2 protein-coding genes are annotated in these 20,730 nt (G+C 74.4%); both read right to left on the bottom strand.

The features are described 5' to 3' along the window. Positions 1-18,738: SDR family NAD(P)-dependent oxidoreductase (locus tag QFW96_RS25620; protein ID WP_281458286.1), on the bottom strand; the 18,738-nt coding region annotated here is incomplete at its 3' end. Next, positions 18,735-20,723: an asparagine synthase (glutamine-hydrolyzing) gene (gene asnB / locus QFW96_RS25615; protein WP_281458285.1), complete on the bottom strand. Its 1,989-nt coding sequence runs from the start codon at positions 20,721-20,723 to the stop codon at positions 18,735-18,737. The genes asnB and QFW96_RS25620, both read right to left, overlap by 4 nt. Positions 20,724-20,730 lie beyond the last annotated feature (7 nt).

Genomic DNA, 20,730 nt, shown 5'->3' with positions numbered 1-20,730 from the left:
CAGGATCGAGTCCAGCCCGTAGTCCACCAGCGGCACGGCCGGGTCGATCCGGTCGGCGGGGACGCCCAGCACGGATGCGGCCTGCCGCCGGATCTTCTCGGCCAGGTCGGGTGCCGCCGCGTGCGGTTGGTCGAGCTCCGGACCGCCCGGAGCGAGGGCGGCGAGCCCGTCGATCGACCCGGCGTCGAAGACCATCGCGGGCGAGACCTCCGGCAGGTCACCGCGCACCGCGTTGACCAGCTGCAGCACCAGGATCGAGTCCAGCCCGTAGTCCACCAGCGGCACGGCCGGGTCGATCCGGTCGACCGGGAGGTGGAGGACCTCGGCGGCGCGTTCCCGAAGGTTCCGCACCAGGTCCCCGGAGGGCTCGGCCGTTCCGGTTTCGATCACGCGCCGCGGCGGTCCGGCCGGGGTGTCCCCGCCGAGCGGGGTCGCGGCCGGGCCGGGTTCGACCGCGATCGCGGGGGTCCCGCCGTGCGCGGGCCGCGGCGGTGCCGCGGGCGGTTCCTCTCCCTCGACGAGCCGCTGCCGCGCGATCCCGTCGCTCTCGGCGGCGATGATCTGCTGCCCCAGCGCGAGAGCCTCCGGCAGGACCTGCACCACAGCGGAGAAGCCCTCCCCAGCGAGGACGCCGCGCCAGCTCTCCGGGGACAGCGCCGGCGAACCCGGCACCCGCAGCGCGGTGTCCTCGAACAGCCACCAGCCGTCCAGCAGGCCGAAGGTCAGGTGGGTGAACACGTCGAACGCGGCCAGCTCGTTGAGCAGCAGCCACCCGCCGTCGCGCAGCGCCGCTTTCGCGTTGCGCAGGGTGTTGCGGGTGTCCCGCGTGGCGTGCAGCACGTTGGCGGCGATCACCAGGTCGTAGCTTCCGGGCTCGATGCCCTGGCCGGTCAGCGGCCGCTCGGCGTCGAACAGCGCGCATTCCAGGTACGGCACGTCGGGCCCGTACGCGGTGCGGGCGTGGTTGAGGAACGCCTTCGACAGGTCCGTGTAGGTGTAGGTCTCGATGCTGTCCTGGTAGGGGCGCAACGCGGTGAACATCCCCGCGCTGGTGCCGCCGGTTCCGGCGCCGATCTCCAGGATGCGCAGCCGCGCGCCCGGTTCCCGGCGCACCCGCTCGGCGACGACGGCGACCGCGGCGTCGCGCAGTGCCCGGTTGAACGCGTCGGCGAGCCGGTTGTCCCGGTAGCAGCCCTCCACCAGCTCCACCGATCCGCGCGGGAACAGCACGTCCGTGGCGAGGGTTCGGCCGGTCAGGATCGCGGGCAGCTCGGCGATCGTGGCGCTGACGAGCCGGATCTCGGCGGCCTTGTCCGGGTCCTGCGCCCACTCGGCGGCCCTCCGCTGCCATTCGCGGGTGACCTCCGACAGCGGCTCGACGGAGTCCGGGGCGGCGCGCAGGGCGTGCTCCAGCCAGCTCGTGTACTGCTCCCGGATCCCGGCGCGGTCGCGCAGGGCGACCACGTCGGCGTCCGCGGCGGTCTCGGTGATGCCGAGTTCCGCCAGGTGCGCCCGGAGCACCCGCGCCAGCAGCGGGTCCCGCTCGGTGCTGCGCCACTGCGCGAGGAACTCCAGCAGGGGCCCGTCACCGAGCGCGCCGCGCGAGCGGAGCAGGTCCGGGTCCACGCGCCCGCTCGTGCGGGCGTAGGCGGTGCTGCGTGTGCCGGGGTCGACGACGGCGAGCGCGTCCGGTCGGGTGGTCCCGATGTAGCTCAGCTGCCGCTGCGTTGCGGCGAACAGCTCGTCGAGCGCGGCCATGCCCTCGGCGGGCTCGATCGAGCGCAGGCCCCACCCGCGCATCCGGCGCGCGAAGAACTCGGTGGAGACGCTGCCGACGCTCCCCCACCAACCCCAGTGCACCACCTTCACCGGGCAGCTCCAGTGCTGCGCGAGGTGGTGCGCGTAGGAGTCGGCGAACAGGCACCCAGCCGCGTAGTTGCTCTGCCCGGCGGCGGTCGTGAACGACTGCAGCGAGGAGAAGAACAGCGCGAAGTCCAGCGGGTCGTCGCCGAAGACCTCGGCCGCGGCGGCACCGGCGTCCACCTTGGCCGCCAGCCCGGCTCGGAAGTCCCGCTCGCTCATCCGCGCGAGGCTCTGGTCCCGGAGCACCAGGGCCGCCTGCACGAGGCCGCGGATCGGGCCGCAGCGGGCGATGATCTGCTCGCGGGCCGCGCGCAGCGCCACGGGATCGGTGGCGTCGGCGGTGAGGTAGTGGACCTCGCCGGGGATGCTCGCCAGCTTCCGCTCGATCTCCTCGTCCCGCTCCCGGCGACCGATCCAGACCACGGTCGCCCCGTAGTGCTCGACGACGTGCCGGGTCCACTCCGCGCCGAGCCCGCCGGCTCCGCCGATCACCACGAAAACGGCGTCGCGGCGGTATGTTTCAGCAGGTGCGGCAGCTGATTCGGCGGGGACGAGCCTGCGCCGCAGCCACTGCCCGTTGCGGCGCACCCACACGTCGTCGGGGCTGCCCGGCAGGGTGGTCAGGTCCGCGGGCCACTCGTCGCCGTCGACGTCGGCCCCTTCGATGTCGGCGCGGCGCACCTGCCAGTGCGGGTACTCGCGGGCCGTCGAGCCGAACAGCCCGTGCAGCCCGGCGTGGGCGGGCTCGACCGGGTCGTCCGGGCAGGTCGGCACCGCGCGCCGGGTGAGCAGCGTGATGCCCAGCTCGCGGCTGTCGGAACCGGCCCGCAGCAGCGCCTTCAACATCCGGAAGGCGGCGAGGACGCCGGTCTCCTGGGCGCCGGTGAGCGCGGCCGCACCGGTCGGCGGCAGCGGCGCCTCGGGGGCGAGCCAGATCAGGTGGTCGATCGGCCCGATGGCCGCCAGCGCCTCGGCGACCTCGTCGACTTCGGCCGTGCTCGGCAGGTTCCAGCCCAGCGCCGCCGGGTGCGCGGCGGCCACCGCCGCGCGCTGCCGCTCGGTGCCGCCGACGACGAGGACGCGGTCCGCGGCGGCGGGCGCCGGCGTGCCGAACTCGTCCTCCCGGACCGGCTCCCACACCGGCTCGAACAACGCGGGGACCGCCTGTTCCGGGGCCTCCGGCCGCTCCGGTGCTGGAGCGAGGCGGGAGGTGTAGCCGGACATCCGCACGCGCACGACGCCGGAGGCGTCGACCAGGTCGACGTCGAGCCTGCTCAGCGGGCCGGGTTCGCCGGAAGCCCGGACCACCGCCCACATCCGCTCGTCGAGCGGGCCGAACCGCTCCACCGACTCCAGCGCGAACGGCACCGCGGTCGTGGTCGCCGCCGCGCCCTCGGCCAGCTGCAGCGCGATCGAGGCCTGGATCGCCGAGTCGAGCAGCGCCGGGTCGAGTGCGGCCGGGTTCGCCGGGGCGCGCAGCTCGGCGAGCACGACACCGCGGCCGACGTGCGCGACGGTGACGGCTCGCAGCGCCGGACCGTGCTCGATGCCCATCGCCGCGAGGGCCTCCCGGATCCGCTCGGCGGAGACCGGGGTGGGGCACTCGGCGCGCAGCGCCGCCAGGTCGACCGGCTCCGGTGCCGCGCCGCTGCCGCGAGCGAGGCGTCCGGCGCAGTGCACCGCGCGCTCGCCGCCGGTCACGGCGGCGATCTCGAAGGTGAACCCGGAACCGGCCGGCTCCACCCGGACCTCAGCGGGCACCGGTCCGCCCTCGACGGTCAGCGGCCGGACCCAGGTGACGTCGCGCAGCACCGGCTCGGCGCCGAGGGCGCGCTCACCGGCCTGCCGCGCCTGTTCCAGGTAGGCCACCCCGGGCAGCACGCGTGTGCCGTGCACCCGGTGGTCGCGGACGTGCGGTTCCGCTCCGGTCACCACGAACTCGGTGCGCCGCGATTCCCGCGCGGTGATGCGGTTTTCGGCACCACCGCGCTCGTCCCGGGGTTCCGGCCAGTACCGCTCGCGGGCGAACGGGTAGGTCGGCAGCGGCACGCGCAGGTGCGCGCCCGCGGGGAAGAGCTCGGCGGGGTCCAGCTCGGCACCGGCGACGTAGTGCTCGGCCAGCACGTCGAGCTCGCTGCGCAGCGCGGCGCCGTCCGCCTCCCGGCAGCAGCGCAGCTGCTCGGCCGCGTCCATTGCGCGCTGCTTCCGGCCGGTTCGGCCGCGCGGGGAGTCGAGCCCGCCGTCCAGCGCCTCGATCAGCTCCGCGACATCGCCCGCGACGCAGGCGAAGCGGTGCTCGAAGTGCGCCCGCCCGGCCAGCAGCGTGTGGGCCAGGTCCCCGAGGTCGACCGAGGGTTCGCGGCGGCAGTGCGCCGCCAGCCGCGCCACCTGCGCGGCGAGCTGCTCGCGCGACCGGGCCGACAGCACGACGAGGTGAGCCGCGCGCTGCGGCGCGGCCGCCCGCCGCGGCGGAGGTGCTTCCTCCAGCACGACGTGCGCGTTGGTGCCGCTCGCGCCGAAGGAGCTCACCACGCCGCAGCGGGGGCCCGCGTCCGACGTCTCCCACTTGTGCGTCCGGGTGTTCACGTAGAACGGGCTGCCCTCCAGCGGAATCGCCGCGTTCGCCCGCTCGAAGTGCAGCGCGGCGGGGATCTGCTCGTGCCGCATCGAGAGCAGCACCTTGAACACGCCCGCGACGCCCGCGGCGAACTGCGCGTGCCCGATGTTGCTCTTGATCGAGCCGACCGCGCAGTAGCCGGACCGGTCGGTCCGGGCGCGGAAGGCCCGCTGGAGGGCCTGGAACTCGATCGGATCGCCGAGCGGCGTGCCGGTGCCGTGGGCCTCCACGACGCCGATGCGCTCGACGTCGACCCCGGACTCCTCGTGGACCTCGCGCAGCAGGCGCTCCTGGGACACCGAGCTCGGGGCCGTGATGCCGTTGGTCGCGCCGTCCTGGCCGACGCCGGAACCGCGGATCACCCCGTGCACGTGGTCACCGTCGGCCAGCGCGTCGGACAGCCGCTTGAGCACCAGCACGCCGACGCCCTCGCCCGGCACGAAACCGTCGGCGCGGTGGTCGAAGGTGCGGCAGCGCCCGGTGGGCGAGAGCATCCCGGCGCGCCCGGCCAGCCGGTACAGCCGCGGCGTCGACTGCAGGAAGACACCGCCCGCCAGGGCCATCGACGTCTCACCGGCGCGCAGGTCCTTGCAGGCCAGGTCGATCGCCACCAGCGAGCTGGAGCACGAGGTGTCCACCGCGATCGCCGGTCCCCGCAGGTCCAGGAAGTACGACACCCGGCTCGGGATGACCGAGGTCATGTTGCCCCACAGGGTTTGCGCGGGGCTCTCGTCGGCGAGCAGGTCCTGGTAGTCCCCGGCCCACGCCCCCACGTACACCCCGCAGCGGCGGCGGCCCATCGTCCCGGCGTAGCCGGCGTCCTCCAGGGCCTTCCAGGACTCCTCCAGCAGCAGGCGCTGCTGCGGGTCCATGACCGCGGCCTCGACCCCGGAGATGGTGAAGAACAGCGGGTCGAACTCGTCGATGCCGTCCACGAAGCTGCCGTGCTCGCAGCGCGGGGAGTCCTGCTCGCCGGTGTCGCCGAGGTCCCAGCGGGTCACCGGGGTGACCAGGTCGTGCCCGGCGGCGAGGTGCTCCCAGAGCTCGTCGAGGTCGGCGGACCCGGCGAACCGGCCGCTCATCCCGACGACGGCGATCGGTTCCCGGTCAGCCGGGGCGGTGCGCCGCTCGGTGTCCGATGTGGAGCTCTCGGAAACCGAAACCGGCTCCACCGTTGCTGATCCGGTTTCCGGAGCGGTCTGCGGAGCCGGAGCGGATCCCGGGGCCGGTTCCGCCTGGGTGAGCCGGATGTCCGCCGCGTGCTCGGTCAGCAGGTGCTCGACCAGCCGGTCGGCGGAGCTGAAGTCGTAGAGCGCGTTGGTGGACAGCTCCAGCGACAGCGCGTCGTTGAGCTCGTGCACCACGCGGACCCCGAGGATCGAGTCCAGGCCGTAGTCGGCGAAGGCGTGCGCACCGTCGATCTCGTCCGGGCGCATCGCCAGCGCCCCGGCGAGCTTCTCCCGCACCAGCCTCGGTATCACCACCTCCAGCCGGGGCGGTGCGTCGGCCTCGGGTCGTGCCGAGAAGTCCGGAGCGCTCGCGGAATCCTCGGTGCCCGCGGGCGCGGCGTCCGGGACGGCTGCGGCCACCGGCTCCGCCGCGCGGGCCTCGGGGCCCGGGTCGGCTCCGGGGGCGGCGGCCGGGGGCAGGTCCCCGATCCAGTAGCGCTCCCGGGAGAACGGGTAGGTCGGCAGCGAGATCGGCCGGGGCGGTCGCGTCCCGCTCCCGTCGAGGGCGCGCCAGTCCAGCCGCACCCCGTCGACCCACAGCGCGGCGAGCTTGTCCAGCTCCCCGGTCGCGGCCCAGCGCCGCACCAGCTGCTCGCGCAGCTCGGGATCGCCCGAGATCACCGCGAGCGCGCCCCGCGGGCGGTCCGCCGTGCCCCGGTGGGCACCCGAGGCATCACCCTCGGCGACCCGGCCCAGCACCTGCCGCAGCTGCTCGGTCGAGGAGACCACCACGGCCAGGCGTTCGGCCATCGCCTCGCGCCCGGTGCGCAACGTGCGGGCCAACGCGGCCAGATCCGGCTCCGCACCCTCCAAGTGGGACAGCAGGCGCCCGGCCGCGCGGCGCAGCTCCTCCTCGGTCCGCGCGGACAGCACCACCAGCTGCTCGCCCGGACCGGCCGGCGGCTCGGGCTCGGGCACGTGCTCGGCGACGATCACGTGCGCGTTGGAGCCGCCGGCGCCGAACGAGGACACCGCGGCGATGCGCGGCCGGTCGGATCGCCACTCCCGCGTCTCGCGCTGCAGGAAGAACGGGGTCCGCTCGAAGGAGATCCCGGGGTTGGGCTCGTCCGCGTGCAGGCTCGGCACCAGCGTCCGGTGCCGCAGCTGCAGCACCGCCTTGGTCAGCCCGGCGATGCCCGCCGCGGCCTCCAGGTGCCCGATCCCCGACTTCACCGAGCTCAGGGCGCAGAACCCGAGCTCGCCGGTGTCCGCGCCGAACGCCTTGGTCAGCCCGGCGATCTCGATGGGGTCGCCGAGCTCGGTGCCGGTGCCGTGCGCCTCGACGCACCCGACGTCGCGCGCCGAGATCCCGGCCCGCGCCAGCGCGGCGCGCACCAGCTCGGCCTGCGCGGCCGGGTTGGGCACGGTGTAGCCGTTGACGCCGCCGCCGTGGTTGGCGCTGCTGCCGAGGATGACGGCCTCGACCCGGTCGCCGTCGGCGAGCGCGCGCGACAGCGGCTTGAGCAGCACCGCCCCGACGCCCTCGCCGGGCACGAAGCCGTCGGCCCCGGCGCCGAAGCTGCGGCACTCCGGGCCCGCGGACAGCATCTGCGAGCGGCACAGCTCGACGTAGTCCAGCGGGTGCGCGTAGACGTTCGCGCCACCGGCGATGGCGATCTCGCAGCTGCCGCGGCGCAGGTGCTCGCACGCCTCGTGCACCGCGGTCAGCGACGCCGAGCACATCGTGTCCAGCGTGATGCTCGGCCCGCGCAGGTCCAGCACGTGCGAGGTGCGCGCGCTCAGCGACGCGAACGACAGCCCCGGCACCACCGCTTCACCGGAGGGCAGCAGGCCCGCGCCGTGCCGGGCGTGGCCGGACTTGGTCACCCCGGCGAAGACCCCGACGTCGCGGGAGTGCCGCTCGGCCAGCAGTTCCCGCGTGTACCCGGCGTCCTCCAGCACCTCCCAGGCCGCCTGCACGAACAACCGCTCCTGCGGATCCATGGCGTAGGCGTCGCGCGGGGCGATGCGGAAGAACCGCGGGTCGAACTCGGCGAAACCGTCCAGGAAACCGCCCCACTTGCTGTAGCTGCGGCCGGTCTCGATCGCGGTCTTCGGGTCGGGCTCGTAGAAGCCCTCCAGCGGCCAGCGGTCGGCGGGCACCTCGCCGGTGCAGGTGCGCCCGGAGCGGAGGTTGTCCCAGAACTCGGGGAGGTTGCGCGCCCTCGGGTAGCGGCCGCTGAGCCCGATGATCGCGATGGGTTCCTCGGCCGAGGCCGGCTCAGCGGGCCGCTCGGAGGCGGTCACCGGGACCGTCCTCGGCGGTTGTTCGACCGGGCGGGCCGCCGGGGCCGGGTGGTGGCCGGTCCAGGCGGCGGCTTCCGCGGTGCGCTCGCACGCGAGGTGCGCGGCGAGCTCGCTGAGCGCGGGGAACTCGTAGAACAGCGTCGTGGGGAGCCCGTCGAAGCCGCGGGCGAGTTCCCGGTTCAACTGCACCACCATGATCGAGTCCAGGCCCATCGCGGCCAGCTCCCGATCCGGGTCGACGCCGGTGGCGGGCAGCTTCGTCGTCTCGGCGAACAGCTCGACGAGCTTCCGCTGCACCGCGCGCCGGAGCCCGTCATCGGCCGTCGCGGGAGCGGCCACCGCTCCCGGGGCGCGGTCGAGATCCCCGTGGTGCACCCACACCTGCGGGGTGTCGAGCGCGCACGCGGCGTCGAGCGCGGCGAGTCCGTCGGTCGTGTCCATCGGCACCAATCCCCTGCTGCGCCACAACTTCTCCCGCGCGGCCGCGTCGACGGCCATGCCGCCGTCGCGCCACAGCGGCCAGGCGATCGAGGCCGTCCTGCCGGGCCGCTCTGCCGCCCTCAGCGCCGCGTAGGCGTCGGTGAAGGCGTTGGCCGCGGCGTAGTCGGCCTGCCCGGCGTTGCCGGTGATCCCCGCTCCGGAGGAGAACGCGAGCAGGAAGTCCAGCGGCAGCTGCGCGGTCGCCCGGTCCAGGTGCACGAGGCCGCTGACCTTCGGGGCGAGCACCGCGTCCCAGTCCTCGGCGGTCTTGCGCACCAGCGCGGCGTCGCGGACGACCCCGGCGGAGTGCACGACGCCGTGCAGCGCCCCGGCCTCGGCGCGCACCGACGCCACCAGGTGCCGGGTCTCCTCCCAGCGGGAGACGTCGGCCTGCCGGTAGTCGGCGGTCGCACCGGCCGCGCGCAGCTCGTCGAGGAGCTCGGACACCCCGGCATCGGGCGCCGAACGACCGGCCAGCACGAGCACCGGTTCGCTCACCGAGCCGGCGACGTGGCGGGCCACCTCCGCTCCGACACCCCGCGCGCCGCCGGTGATCAGGTAGACGCCTCCGGACCGCCACGGCGGTCCGCTCCGCCGCGCGGCCGGGTCGGCGCGGTGCCAGGTCCGCACGTGCCGCACGCCGTCGCGGTGGAGCACCAGGTCGTCGGTGCTGGTGACGTTCTCGTCGAGCGCGGTGCGCACGGCCTCGGCGGTGGTGTCCGCGGGCAGGACGAGGACCTGCCCGGTCAGCCGCGGGTTCTCCTGCTCGGCGGTGCGCAGGAGGGCCGCCAGGCCCGGACCCGTCGCGTCCTCGGCCGTGGTCACGACCTGCACGAGCGCGGAGTTCTCCGGCTCCAGGTCGCGCACCGCTTCGAAGACCTGGCGGGACAGGTCGGTGAACCGGCCGTCCGCGCGCGACTTCTCGCTCGTGGCCCGCAGGTGGCGCGCTCGCGCGATCTGCAGATCCGCACCGACCTGACCGCAGGTGATCACGACGCGTTCGGCCGGGGCGGTGCGGTCCGCGGACGCGGGCCGCGGGGTCCAGCTCGGCATCAGCAACGTCGTGCCGACGCCCGTCTCCCCTGCGCGCGCCGGAAGTTCCGCGTGCGCCGCCTCCCCGACCGGCTCAGCGATGTTTTCCGCGGCGCCGTCGTTCTCGCCCGGGATCCAGTAGCGCTCCCGCTCGAACGGGTAGGTCGGCAGGTGCGCCCGCCCCGGCGGGTGCTCGCCGTGGAGCACGCGCCAGTCGATCACGGCACCCTCCGCCCAAGCGGTGAGCGCGGTCGTCAGGTCCCCGCTTTCGAGGGCCCGCTGCTCGTCCGGACCGGCCGGGCGCTCGGCCAGGCCGCCGGGGCGCCGCGACACCCGGCCCCGGACGCCGCCGGAGAGTTCGCCGTTCAGGAACTCGCCGAGCCGCTCGACGAGCGCCGCGCGGGAGCGCACGACCCAGCCCACCCGCTCGTCGAGCGCGACCCGGCCGCTCTGCAACGTCCAGGCCAGCGACGCGAGCGGCTCCGATGTCGCGGAGTTCTCCAGGTGTGCCAGCAGGTTCCGGGCCACGTCCCGCAGCTGCGCGTCGGTGCGCGCGGACAGCGGGACCAGCACCGGCCCGCCCGCGTCCGGGCGCTCGGCGGTGACGTGCTGCTCCAGCACGACGTGCGCGTTGGCGCCGCCGAAGCCGAAGCTGCTCACCCCCGCCCGCAACGGCGCGACGCCGCCCGTCCGGTCGCGGACCGGCTCCCAGCGCTCGGTCTCCCGCACGATGCGGAAGGGACCGTCGTCGAGGCGGAGGTGGGGGTTGAGCTCGCCGCTGATCGGGGTCGCCGGCAGCACGCCGTGGCGCATCGCGAGCAGCACCTTGAGCAGCCCCGCGATGCCCGCAGCGGCCTCCAGGTGCCCGATGTTGGCCTTGACCGAGCCCAGCCCGGTGCGCCCGGCTTCGGAACTCCCGAACGCGCTGCGCAGCGCCCGGACCTCGACCGGGTCGCCGAGCGCGGTGCCGGTGCCGTGCGCTTCGACGTAGCCGACGGTGCGCGGGTCCAGCCCGGCCAGCGCGGTGCGCACCAGCTCGGCCTGGGCGTCGGCGTTCGGCGCGGTCAGCGAGTTCGCGCGGCCGCCGTGGTTCTCGGCGGTGCCGCGCAGCACCGCCAGCACCGCGTCGCCGTCCCGTTCGGCGGCGGCCAGCGGCTTGAGCACGATCGCGCCGACACCTTCGCCGCGCACGTACCCGTCGGCCGCCGCGCTGAAGGTCTTGCAGCGCCCGTCCGGGCTGAGCATCCCGGCCCGGTGCGCGCTGACGAAGGTGTCCGCGCTCAGCAGCAGGTTCACCCCGCCGGCGATGGCGAGCTCGCAGGCTCCGGAGCGGATCGCCTCGGCCGCGCGGTGCACCGCCACCAGCGAGCTGGAGCAGGCGGTGTCGACGGGCTCGCTGGGGCCGCGGACGTCGAGCAGGTAGGAGATCCGGTTCACCAGGATCGAGTGCGCGTTGCCGGTGGCGGTGAACGCGTCCGGTGCGACGCCGTGGGCGTGCAGCAGGGTCGCGTAGTCGGTGCCGGAGACGCCGAAGAACAGGCCGGTGCTCCGCGGCAGGGCGTCCGGGGTGCGGCCGCTGTCCTCCAACGCGTGCCAGACGGTCTCCAGCGCCAGCCGGTGCTGCGGGTCCATCAGCTCGGCTTCCCGCGGGTAGATCCCGAAGAAGCCGGCGTCGAAGGCGTCCACCTCGTCCAGCGCGCCCGCGTGCTTCGGGAAGTCGGACTCGGCGACGACCTTCGCGTAGGCCGGGCCGTAGCGCTCGACGGGGAAGGACCCGACCGAGTCCCGGCCCGCGAGCAGGTTCGCCCAGAACTCGTCGAGGTCCCGCGCTCCGGGGAAGCGGCCCGCGGCGCCGATGATGGCGATCGGCTCGCCGGTGTCCGCGTCCCCGGCGATCGGGTGGGGGAGGTTTTCATGAAAACTTCCCTCACCCTCGCACTCGGAGTCCTCAATGGACGGAGGATTGGCGACCGTCTCGGATGCCGGGTCGCTTCCGGATGCCCCGGCGGTCGCCGCGCGCACCTGGTCTCCGAACTCCGCGAGCAGGTGGCGGCCGAGCGCGTCGAAGGTGGACTCGTCGAAGAACACCGCCGGGGTCAGCTCGACGCCGAACCGGGCGTGGACCTGCTTGGCCAGGGCGACCAGCGAGATCGAGTCGAAGCCGAACGCGTCGAACCCGGTGTGCGGATCGAGTTCGCCGACCTCGAACTTGAGCAGTTCCGCCGCCATCGCCCGGAGTTCGCCGACGACGGAGCCGAGCTCGTCGTCCCGGTCCTCCGGCTCTCGCCGCGCGGCCTCCTGCGGGTCGGGGGACGGCGGGACCTGGGCGCGCACGACCTGTCCGGCGGTCACCGCGGCGAACGCCGGTGTCGGTGTCGGCGCACCGAGCGCGGTGCCTTCACCGCACCGCACACCGTTGAGCTCGCCGGCCACCGCGCCGTCCCGGTCGACCAGCAGCACGCGTCCCCTCCCGTCGCGCAGCTCCAGCACGACGTGGGCGACCTCCGGTGCCTCCCGCACCCGAACCTCGTCGACGATTTCGAGGACCTGGTGCTGCCAACGGGGAACGCCGGAGCGCTTGGCCTCCAGCAGCACGCCCTGCGCGATGGCCGCGAGCACCGGTGCGTCGAAGGTCGTGTTCCGCCGCACGTGATCGCGGCGCACCTGCGGTTCGGCGGCCTCCAGCACCAGCCGCCCGTCCGGCAACCGGCAGGCCCCCGCGACACCGCAGAACAGCGGTTCGCGCACCAGCCCTCCCTCGGCCAGCTCGGCGGCGATCCGGTCCCGGTCGAGCACCTCGGCGGCCGCGGCGCGCACGTCCTCCGGAAGCCCGGCCGAGGCGGAGACCGGTTCCCCCGGGTGCACGTCGAACTCGACGACCGGAGTCCGCTCGCCGCCGGTGTCCTCGGCGAACACCGCTCCGGAGGCGGCGCCGCCCAGGACCCCGCCGAACCCGGTCACCAACCGGGACGTCCGCGACCACGGCACCGCGGCCGAGCGCAGCCCGCGCACCGCGACGGGGCCGGCGACACCGCCCGCGCGGGCCGCGCCCAGCGCCAGCTCGACCGCGAAGGACCCGACCAGCTCGGGGACGCCGTCCCGGTGGAACGCGTAGTCGCGCAGGTCGTCGAAGTGCAGGTCCAGCCCGAAGCGCAGTCCGTCCAGATCGGACTCGTTGCGGCCCAGCAGCGGATGGACCTTGTCCCGCAGCGCCAGCGGCGCCGGCACACCGGGCGCGTCCTCGTGCTGCGGAACCCAGCACCGCACCCGCTCGAACGGGTAGGCGGGCAGCGAGACCCGGCGCGGCGGCCGAGCCCCGACGACGCGGCTCCAGTCCACGGGCGAGCCGCCCAGCCAGGTGCGCGCGACCTCCCGGGGCGTCTCGGCCCGCTCGTCCCGACCGGCCAGCGCCGCTTCCTCGTCGTGCTCCCCGGCCAGGTACCGGTCCACGGCGGCGAGGGCGGCCGCCTTGTCGGCCGCCAGGAACGCCACCCGGAGCGGCAGCTCGTTCTTGCCCACGCGCAGCGTGTGCGCGATCGCCGAGAGGTCGGACTCGTCCGCCGCGGCCAGGAACGCGCGGAACCGGGTCAGCGACTCCTCCAGCGCCCGCTCGGTCATCGCCGAGAACACGAACAGCTCGTCCCGGCCGTCGCCCGGCTCCCGCTCGGCCGTCGCCGGGTGCTCCTCGACGATGATGTGCGAGTTCATCCCGCCCGCGCCGATCGAGGTGACCCCGGCCCGACGCGGGTGCACCACCGGGTGCCCGTCCTCGGTGGTGGTCACCGGCTCCCAGTCGGCGAGCTCGCGCTGCACCCGGAACGGGGTGCCGTCGAACGGGATGTCCGGGTTGAGCTGCTCGGAGTGCAGCGAGGGCGCCAGCTTCCCGGCGCGCAGCTGCAGCAGCACCTTCGTGAACCCGGCCATGCCCGCCGCCGCGAGCAGGTGGCCCACGTTCGACTTCACCGACCCGAGCGCGCAGTAGCCGCTGTCCTCGGTGTGCGCGCGGAACGCCGTGGTCAGCGCCTTGACCTCGATCGGGTCGCCGAGCGCGGTGCCGGACCCGTGGCCTTCGACGTAGCCGATCGTGCGGGCGTCCACCCCCGCGTCGTCGAGCGCCTTGCCGATCGCGCGGGCCTGCATGTGCGGGTTGGGCACCGTGAAGCCGTTGCGCACGCCCGCGTTGCTCAGCGCGGTCCCCTTGATGACCGCGTAGACGTGGTCGCCGTCGCGCTCGGCCTCGGCCAGCGGTTTGAGCACGACCGCGCCGACGCCCTCGCCGAGGATCGTTCCGTCCGCGCCGACGCCGTAGCTGCGGATGATCTCCGAGGTGGCGGTGGTGAAGTGCTCCTGCGAGGAGGAGATCAGGTTGTACGGGTGCAGCAGCAGGTTCACCCCGCCTGCCACGACCATCCGGGTCTCACCGGCCCGCAGCATCTGCACCGCCTGGTGGATGCAGGTCGAGGCGGCCGAGCACATCGTGTCCACGAAGATCGACGGGCCGGTGAACCCGTAGAAGTAGGACAGCATGTTCGGCAGCGTCGCGGTGTAGCTGCCGCTGGCCGGGGCGCCGCGCAGCAGGTTCTCGGCGAAGCCGTAGAGGTTGTAGTGGTTGCTCATCGTCCCGGCGAGCACGCCGACGTCCCCGTCGTAGTCGCGCTGCAGCGTTTCGCGGGAGTACCCGGCGTCCTCCAACGCCTGGACCCCGGCCTGCAGGAACAGCCGCACCTCCGGCGACATCTGCTCGGCGGCGCGCTTGGAGACCCGGAAGTAGCGCGGGTCGAACTCGTCGATGCCGTCCAGGAACGTGCCGGTGCGGATGGAGCTCTTGCCGAGGACCTCCCGGTCCGGGCTGTAGATCGCGTCGTGGTCCCACCGGTCGCGCGGCACCTCCGTGAAGGCGTGGCGGCCCTCCGCCAGCGCGGTCCACAGCAGGTCCGGGTCGTCGGCTCCGGGGTAGCGGCCGGACAGGCCGATGACGGCGATGTCGTGCCGCCGGGCGCGCGGGTCGTCCGCGGGCTCCGCGGTGACCGAGGCGCGGGCGAACCGCGCGCGGTGCTCCCGCTTCGCCGGTTCCCCGGTTGTGGCCGGGGTTTCGGGTTCCCCGGTCTCGGCGGGTTCCGCGGCACCGGCCTCGCCGAGCAGGGCCGCGAGGGTGCCGGGGTGCTCGGCCGCGAAGTACCCGGCGACGCCGTCGAGCGTGGTGTGCTCGAAGAACAGCGTCTTCGACAGCGGTCCGAAGAGGTCCTCCAGCCGCGTGGTCATGTCCAGGATGCTCAGCGAGTCGATCCCGTACTCGACGAGGTTGACCGCGCCGTCGATGGCACCGGGATCGCGGTGCAGCACCTGCCCGAGCAGGTCCTTGAGCAGCGTCACCGCACCGGTGGCCAGTTCCTGGGCGGACTGATCGCCGACCTGGACCGGACCATCCGATGTGGACGGATCGGCCCATTCCCGGGGAACGAGAACGGGATCCGCGCCGTAGGCGACGATCGCGTGCTCCGGCCCGTCCTCCAGCAGTCCGCCCAGTGCGCGCAGTCCCGCTTCGGTGGGCAACGGCTCCCAGCCGCGCCGTCGGCGCAGCGCCTCCTGGGTCACCTCGTCGGCGGTCATGCCGCCGTCGGCCCACAGCGGCCAGCTGATCGCGACGGTGCGGCCGGTCCGCTCTCCCGCGGAGACCAGCACCTGGCGGTGCTCGGCGAAGGCGTCCAGGAAGGCGTTCGCCGCGGCGTAGTCGGCCTGCCCGGTGCCGCCGTAGACCCCGGCCACCGAGGAGAACAGCGCGAAGAAGTCCAGATCGAGCTCGCGGGAGGCCGCGTCCAGGTGCAGCGCCCCGCGCACCTTCGGCGCCAGCACACCGCGCACGTCGTCGAGGTCCTTGCGCAGCAGGTATTCGTCGGCCAGCACCCCTGCGGCGTGCACGATCCCGTCGAGGCGGCCGTGCTCGCGCACGATCGCCCGCGCCGCGCGCAGCACCTCTTCGGCGTCGGTGACGTCGGCGACGAGGTGGTGGGCGTCCACACCGGACTCTCGCAACTCGGCCAGCGCCGCACCGGGTTCCGACCGCCCGCTGAGCACGACGACGGCGCCCGCGCGGGCGAAGTAGCGGGCCACGTGGCGCCCGAGGCCGCCGAGTCCGCCGGTCAGCCAGTAGACCCCGCCGTCCCGCAGCGGTGGCACGCGCGGTCCGGCGGGAGTCGCGGCGTCGATCGGGCGCCGGACCCGGCGGGTGCCGTCGGCGGCGTGGTGCACCTCGGCGTCACCGCTCGCGTCCGCGGCCTCGGCGCGCAGCACCTCCGCGAGCCGCGCGGTTCCGGCGACCCGGACGACCCGGCCGGACACCAGCGGGTTCTCCAGCGCGACCGTGCGGAACAGACCGGTCAGCGGGGCGTGGAAGTGGCGCGGCAGCCGGTCGTCGACGAGCACGACGAACCGGTGCGGACTGCGGGGAGCGCTGCGCAGCACCTCCTGGACCCGTTCGAGCACGAGGTGCGCGGTGCGCTCGACGCCCTCACCGGCGCCGTCGGGGGCGATCAGCGGCAGGTGGGTCGCCGCGAGGCCGTCGGGCAGGGACCGACCGGCGTAGAAGGCGTGCACCTCGGCCGTGTCGGCCTCCGGTGATGCGGCCTGCTCGACCCAGCCGGTGGTGGCGGTGACCAGCGAGCGGGACCGATCGCGCCGCTGCACCAGACCCCGCAGCCGGGCGCGCACCGCGCCCTCGGCGTCGCAGACGTCGATGTCGAAGGTGTCCGGGGCGTCCTCCCGGTACCGCACCCACGCCCAGGTCTCGGCGGTGCACGGCGCGAACACCTCCAGGCTCTCCAGCGCGAACGGCATCGCCGGGCCACCGGCCGGGTCCGCACCGCCGGAGTCGAGCAGCGCCACGGACGCCTGGAAGGCCGCGTCGAGGACGGCGGGCGCGAGCACGACACCGTCACCGGAGTCGCCGGTCGGTTCGATCCGCGCCAGCAGTTCCCGCCGGCCCGAGAAGATCTCGCGCAGCCCGCGCATCGCCGGGCCGTACTCCAGGCCCTGCTCGTGGAACTCCGCGTAGACCTCGTCGCTCCCGCGCCGCTCGGGGCACGCCGCGCGCAGCCGCTCCAGGTCCACCGGCGCTGGCCGGTCGGCGGGTGCGATCTCGACGGAACCGCGGGCGTGCACCACGGCGTCGTCCCGCCCGCCCGCGTACACCTCGAAGGCGGTGCGGGTCTCCCCCGGGACGAGCGCCACGTGCACCTCGACGGGCTCGGCACCGGCCACGACCGGCCGGAGCCAGGTCGCGCCGCGCACGACCGGAACCCCGGTCGAGACCTCGGCGAACGCCCGCTCGGCGGCGGCGCGCACCATCTCCAGGTGGGCCACCGCGGGCAGCACGCGCTTGCCGCGCACCCGGTGGGCGGCCAGGAACGGCTCGGCACCGGTGAACGCGGAGGTGTAGCGCTGCTCGACGAGGTCCGAGGTGTTGCGGTGGAGCAGCGGGTGCAGCGCACCACCGGTCTCCGGGGCCCGTTCGGGCACCCGGAACCAGTACCGCTGCCGGTCGAACGGGTAGCCGGGCAGCCGAACCCGGCGCGGCCGGGGGCCGTCGCCGCGCAGCGCGGCCCAGTCGACGTCGTCGCCGCCGACCCAGCGCTCGGCGGCGGCCCGCAGCTCGGGTGCTGCGGCGTCGCCGCGCACGGCCGCGTCCTCCGCGCCGGAGGCGAACCCCTCCAGCGCGGCGATCAGCTCCGGGGTCCCGTCCACCACGAACGCCGCCCGCGCGGCCATCGGCTCGCGGCCGATCTGCAGGGTGTGGGCGACGTCGGCGAGCTCCTGCGGTGCGCGCAGCGCCGCGGCCTCGGCGGCCGGGCCGCGCAGGTGCTCGGCCAGCCGGTGCGCGACCGCGCGCAGCCGCTCGGGGTTCTTCGCCGACAGCGGCACCAGGTGGGGCCCGGGGATCGGCTCGCGCTCGCGGCCGTCGGGGTGTTCTTCGAGCACCACGTGCGCGTTCGTCCCGCCGAACCCGAACGAGCTCACGCCCGCGCGCCTCGGCTCCGGGGCGTCCGGCCACTCCTGGGTCCCGGCGACGATGAAGAACGGGCTGCCGTCCAGCCGGATCATCGGGTTCTGCTGCTCGAAGTGCACCGTCGCGGGCAGCGTGCGCCCGGCCATCGCGGCGATCACCTTGACCATCCCGGCCACGCCCGCCGCACCTTCGAGGTGCCCGATGTTCGTCTTGATCGAGCCGATCCCGGTGCTGCCGGGGCGCGGCTCGGTGCCGTGGCGCGCGTGCAGCGCGGCGAACGCGCGCTTGAGCGCCACCACCTCGATCGGATCCCCGACCTGCGTGCCCGGCCCGTGCGCCTCGATGTAGCCGACGCTGTCCGGGCGGATCCCCGCCCGCGCGTACAGGCCCTCGATCAGCTCGCTCTGCGCGGACGGGTTGGTGACGGTCAGCGAGCTGGTGCGGCCACCGTGGTTGGTCGCCACGCCCTTGATCACCGCGTGCACCGGGTCCCCGTCGGCGACCGCCCGCTCCAGCGGCTTCAGCAGCAGCACCGCGCCGCCCTCACCGCGCACGTAGCCGTCGGCGTCCTGGTCGAAGGCCTTGCTGCGGCCGGTGCGGGACAGCATGCTGGCCTGGCTGAAGGCCACGAAGTGCTTCGGCGACCAGACGAGGTTCACTCCCCCGGCCAGCGCCTGCTCGCACTCCCCGCGCTGCAGCGCCGACACCGCCTCGTAGACCGACACCAGCGAGCTGGAGCAGGCGGTGTCGTTGGTGATGCTCGGACCCTGGAGGTCCAGCGAGTACGACACCCGGTTGGCGATGATCGAGTAGGCGGTACCGGTCGGGAAGTAGGCGTCGGTGGCCGCGCCCTCCCGCTCCATCAGCTCCGCGTAGTCCTGGTGGCAGACGCCCATGAACACGCCGGTGCGGGTGCCCGCCAGCTCCGCCGCGCGGTAGCCGGCGTCCTCGACGGCCTGCCAGGACAGCTCCAGGGCGAACCGCTGCTGCGGGTCCATGGACTCGGCTTCGCGCGGGGAGATGGCGAAGAAGTCGGCGTCGAAGCGGTCCGCGCCTTCCAGGAAACCGCCCCAGATGCTGCTGGTCTTCTCGGCGCCGCGACGCGCGTCGCCGAACCAGCGCTCCTTGGACCACCGCTCGGCGGGCACCTCGCTGATGAGCGAGCGGCCCGCGGTCAGGTGGCCGTACAGCTCCTCCAGGGTGTCCGCGCCGGGGAAGCGCAGTGCCAGGCCGGTGATCGCGATGTCGCCGGTGTGCTCGGTGCTCATCGGGTTCCTCCCAGGCGGGCGCGGCCCCGCCGGTCAACGGTGGTGCGCAGGTTCAGGGCGCCGTCGGGTCCTGCGCCGCCGGGCAGTGCGGCGCCTTGCACGAAGCGGTGGTGCAGGACGGCGGTCGAGAGCAGGAGGACGAACGCCTGGTCCTCCTTGGTGCTGATCTCCGCCGCCGGGGTCGCCATGATCTTGTTGACCAGCTTGCGGGCGAAGACCGGATCGATCGGGTCGATCCGGCTGAGCTCGGTCTCGGACAGCAGCAGCTCCAGGTACTCCGGGCGCTGCTCCTTGAACGCGGCGCTGCCGGGGGCGCGGTACGGCTGCTTGGGCCGGGTGACGCTGCGTTCCGGCAGCACGGCGCGGAACGCGTCCTTGAGCAACCGCTTCTCGTCCGAGCCGTCGTCGAAGCGCAGGTTCACCGCGCGCGCCGCGCGCACCACGTCCGGGTCCAGGAAGGGGCAGCGGTTCTCCACCGAGTGCGCCAGGCCCATCCGCTCTCCCTGGGTGGACAGCAGGTACCCGGCCAGGAGGGTCTTGTACTCCAGCCACTGGGCCTTCTGCGTCGCCGACAGGTCCGCGTAGCCGGGGGTGTCCCGCACCAGCGCGAACAGGTCGGCGAACGGGTCGGTGGCCCGGTCCTTGAGCAGGCGGGTGGCGAATCTGCCGTTCTGGTAGCGGATCTCGTGCGAGAAGAGGCCGGGCATCCGCTCGGTGGCGAACTGCTCGAACAGCCCCAGCAGGTGCTTGCGGTGCGCGGAGCCGAAGTGCGCGAGTTCCGGGTTGAGCCCGGCGAGCCGGTCGAGGCGCTGCTGCTCGGACAGCTCGCCCCACTCCGCGCGCAGGGTGGTCTCGCGGAACAGCGAATAGCCGAGGAAGGCCTCGTCGGCGCCCTCCCCGCTCAGGATCGTCTTGATCCCGGAGTCCCGGACGTGCCGGGACAGCAGGAACATCGGCACGAAGGCGGTGCGGAACGCGGGCGCTTCGGCGTGCTCGACGGCGTCCGGGAAGTGCGCGGCGATGTCGGCGCCGGTGATCTTCAGCGCGGAGTGCCGGGTCCCGAGGTGCTCGGCGACGAGCTCCTGGTGGCGGGACTCGTCGAACTCGGCGTCCTCGAACGACACCGAGAAGGTGCGCACCTGGTGCGGCGAGAGCTGCGTCGCGAGCTGGGTGACGATCGACGAGTCCAGGCCCCCGCTGAGGTAGACCCCGACCTCCACGTCGCTGCGCAGCCGCAGTTCCACGGCGCGGTGCAGGCTCTCCCGCACCAGTTCGACGGCCTCGTCCGCGCCGCCCTCGAACGGCAGCGCGCCCACCGCCAACGGCTCGTAGGTGCGCACTTCGCGGCGATCGCCCCGCACCACCATGCAGGAGCCCATCGGCAGCTGCCGCACGCCCTGGAACACCGACCGGTCCGGCAGCGGGGTCCAGGTCGCGAACGTGGAGGCCAGTTCGCGCGGGTCCAGCTCGTAGCGGAATCCGGGCACCGCGCGGAACGCCTTGAGCTCGGAGGCGAACAGCAGCTCGCCGGGCCGGTCGGCGTAGAACAGGGGCCGCTTGCCGAAGCGGTCGCGGGCCAGGAACAGCTCGTCCGCCTCGGCGTCGCGGACGGCGAACGCGAACGCTCCGTTGAACCGACGCAGGCAGTCCGGGCCCCATTGGATCCAGGCCTGCAGCACGACCTCGGTGTCCGAGCGGGTGCGGAACGGGCGGCCCAGCGCGGCCAGCTCGGCGCGCAGCTCGACGTGGTTGTACAGCTCGCCGTTGAAGCAGATCCAGAACCGCTCGGTCGGGTCGCCGATCGGCTGGGAACCGCTGTCGATGTCCACGATGGACAGACGGGCGGTGCCCATCGCCACCCCGTCGTCGACGTAGTACCCGGCTTCGTCCGGCCCGCGGTGGTGGATCAGCGCGAGCATCGAGGGCAGCACCTCGTCGGCCCGCCCCGTCAGCGCTGGAGCGGCGAATCCCGTGATTCCGCACATGCTGGTT

Source organism: Saccharopolyspora ipomoeae (genome assembly GCF_029952525.1).
GTDB lineage: Bacteria > Actinomycetota > Actinomycetes > Mycobacteriales > Pseudonocardiaceae > Saccharopolyspora > Saccharopolyspora ipomoeae.
The sequence above is the reverse complement of the archived record's forward strand: the minus strand, read 5'-3'. Positions and strand labels throughout refer to the sequence as shown.

Coding starts and splice junctions, on each gene's coding strand:
- asnB (WP_281458285.1), bottom strand. CDS start 20,723: ATGTGCGGAATCACGGGATTCGCCGCTCCAGCGCTGACGGGGCGGGCC.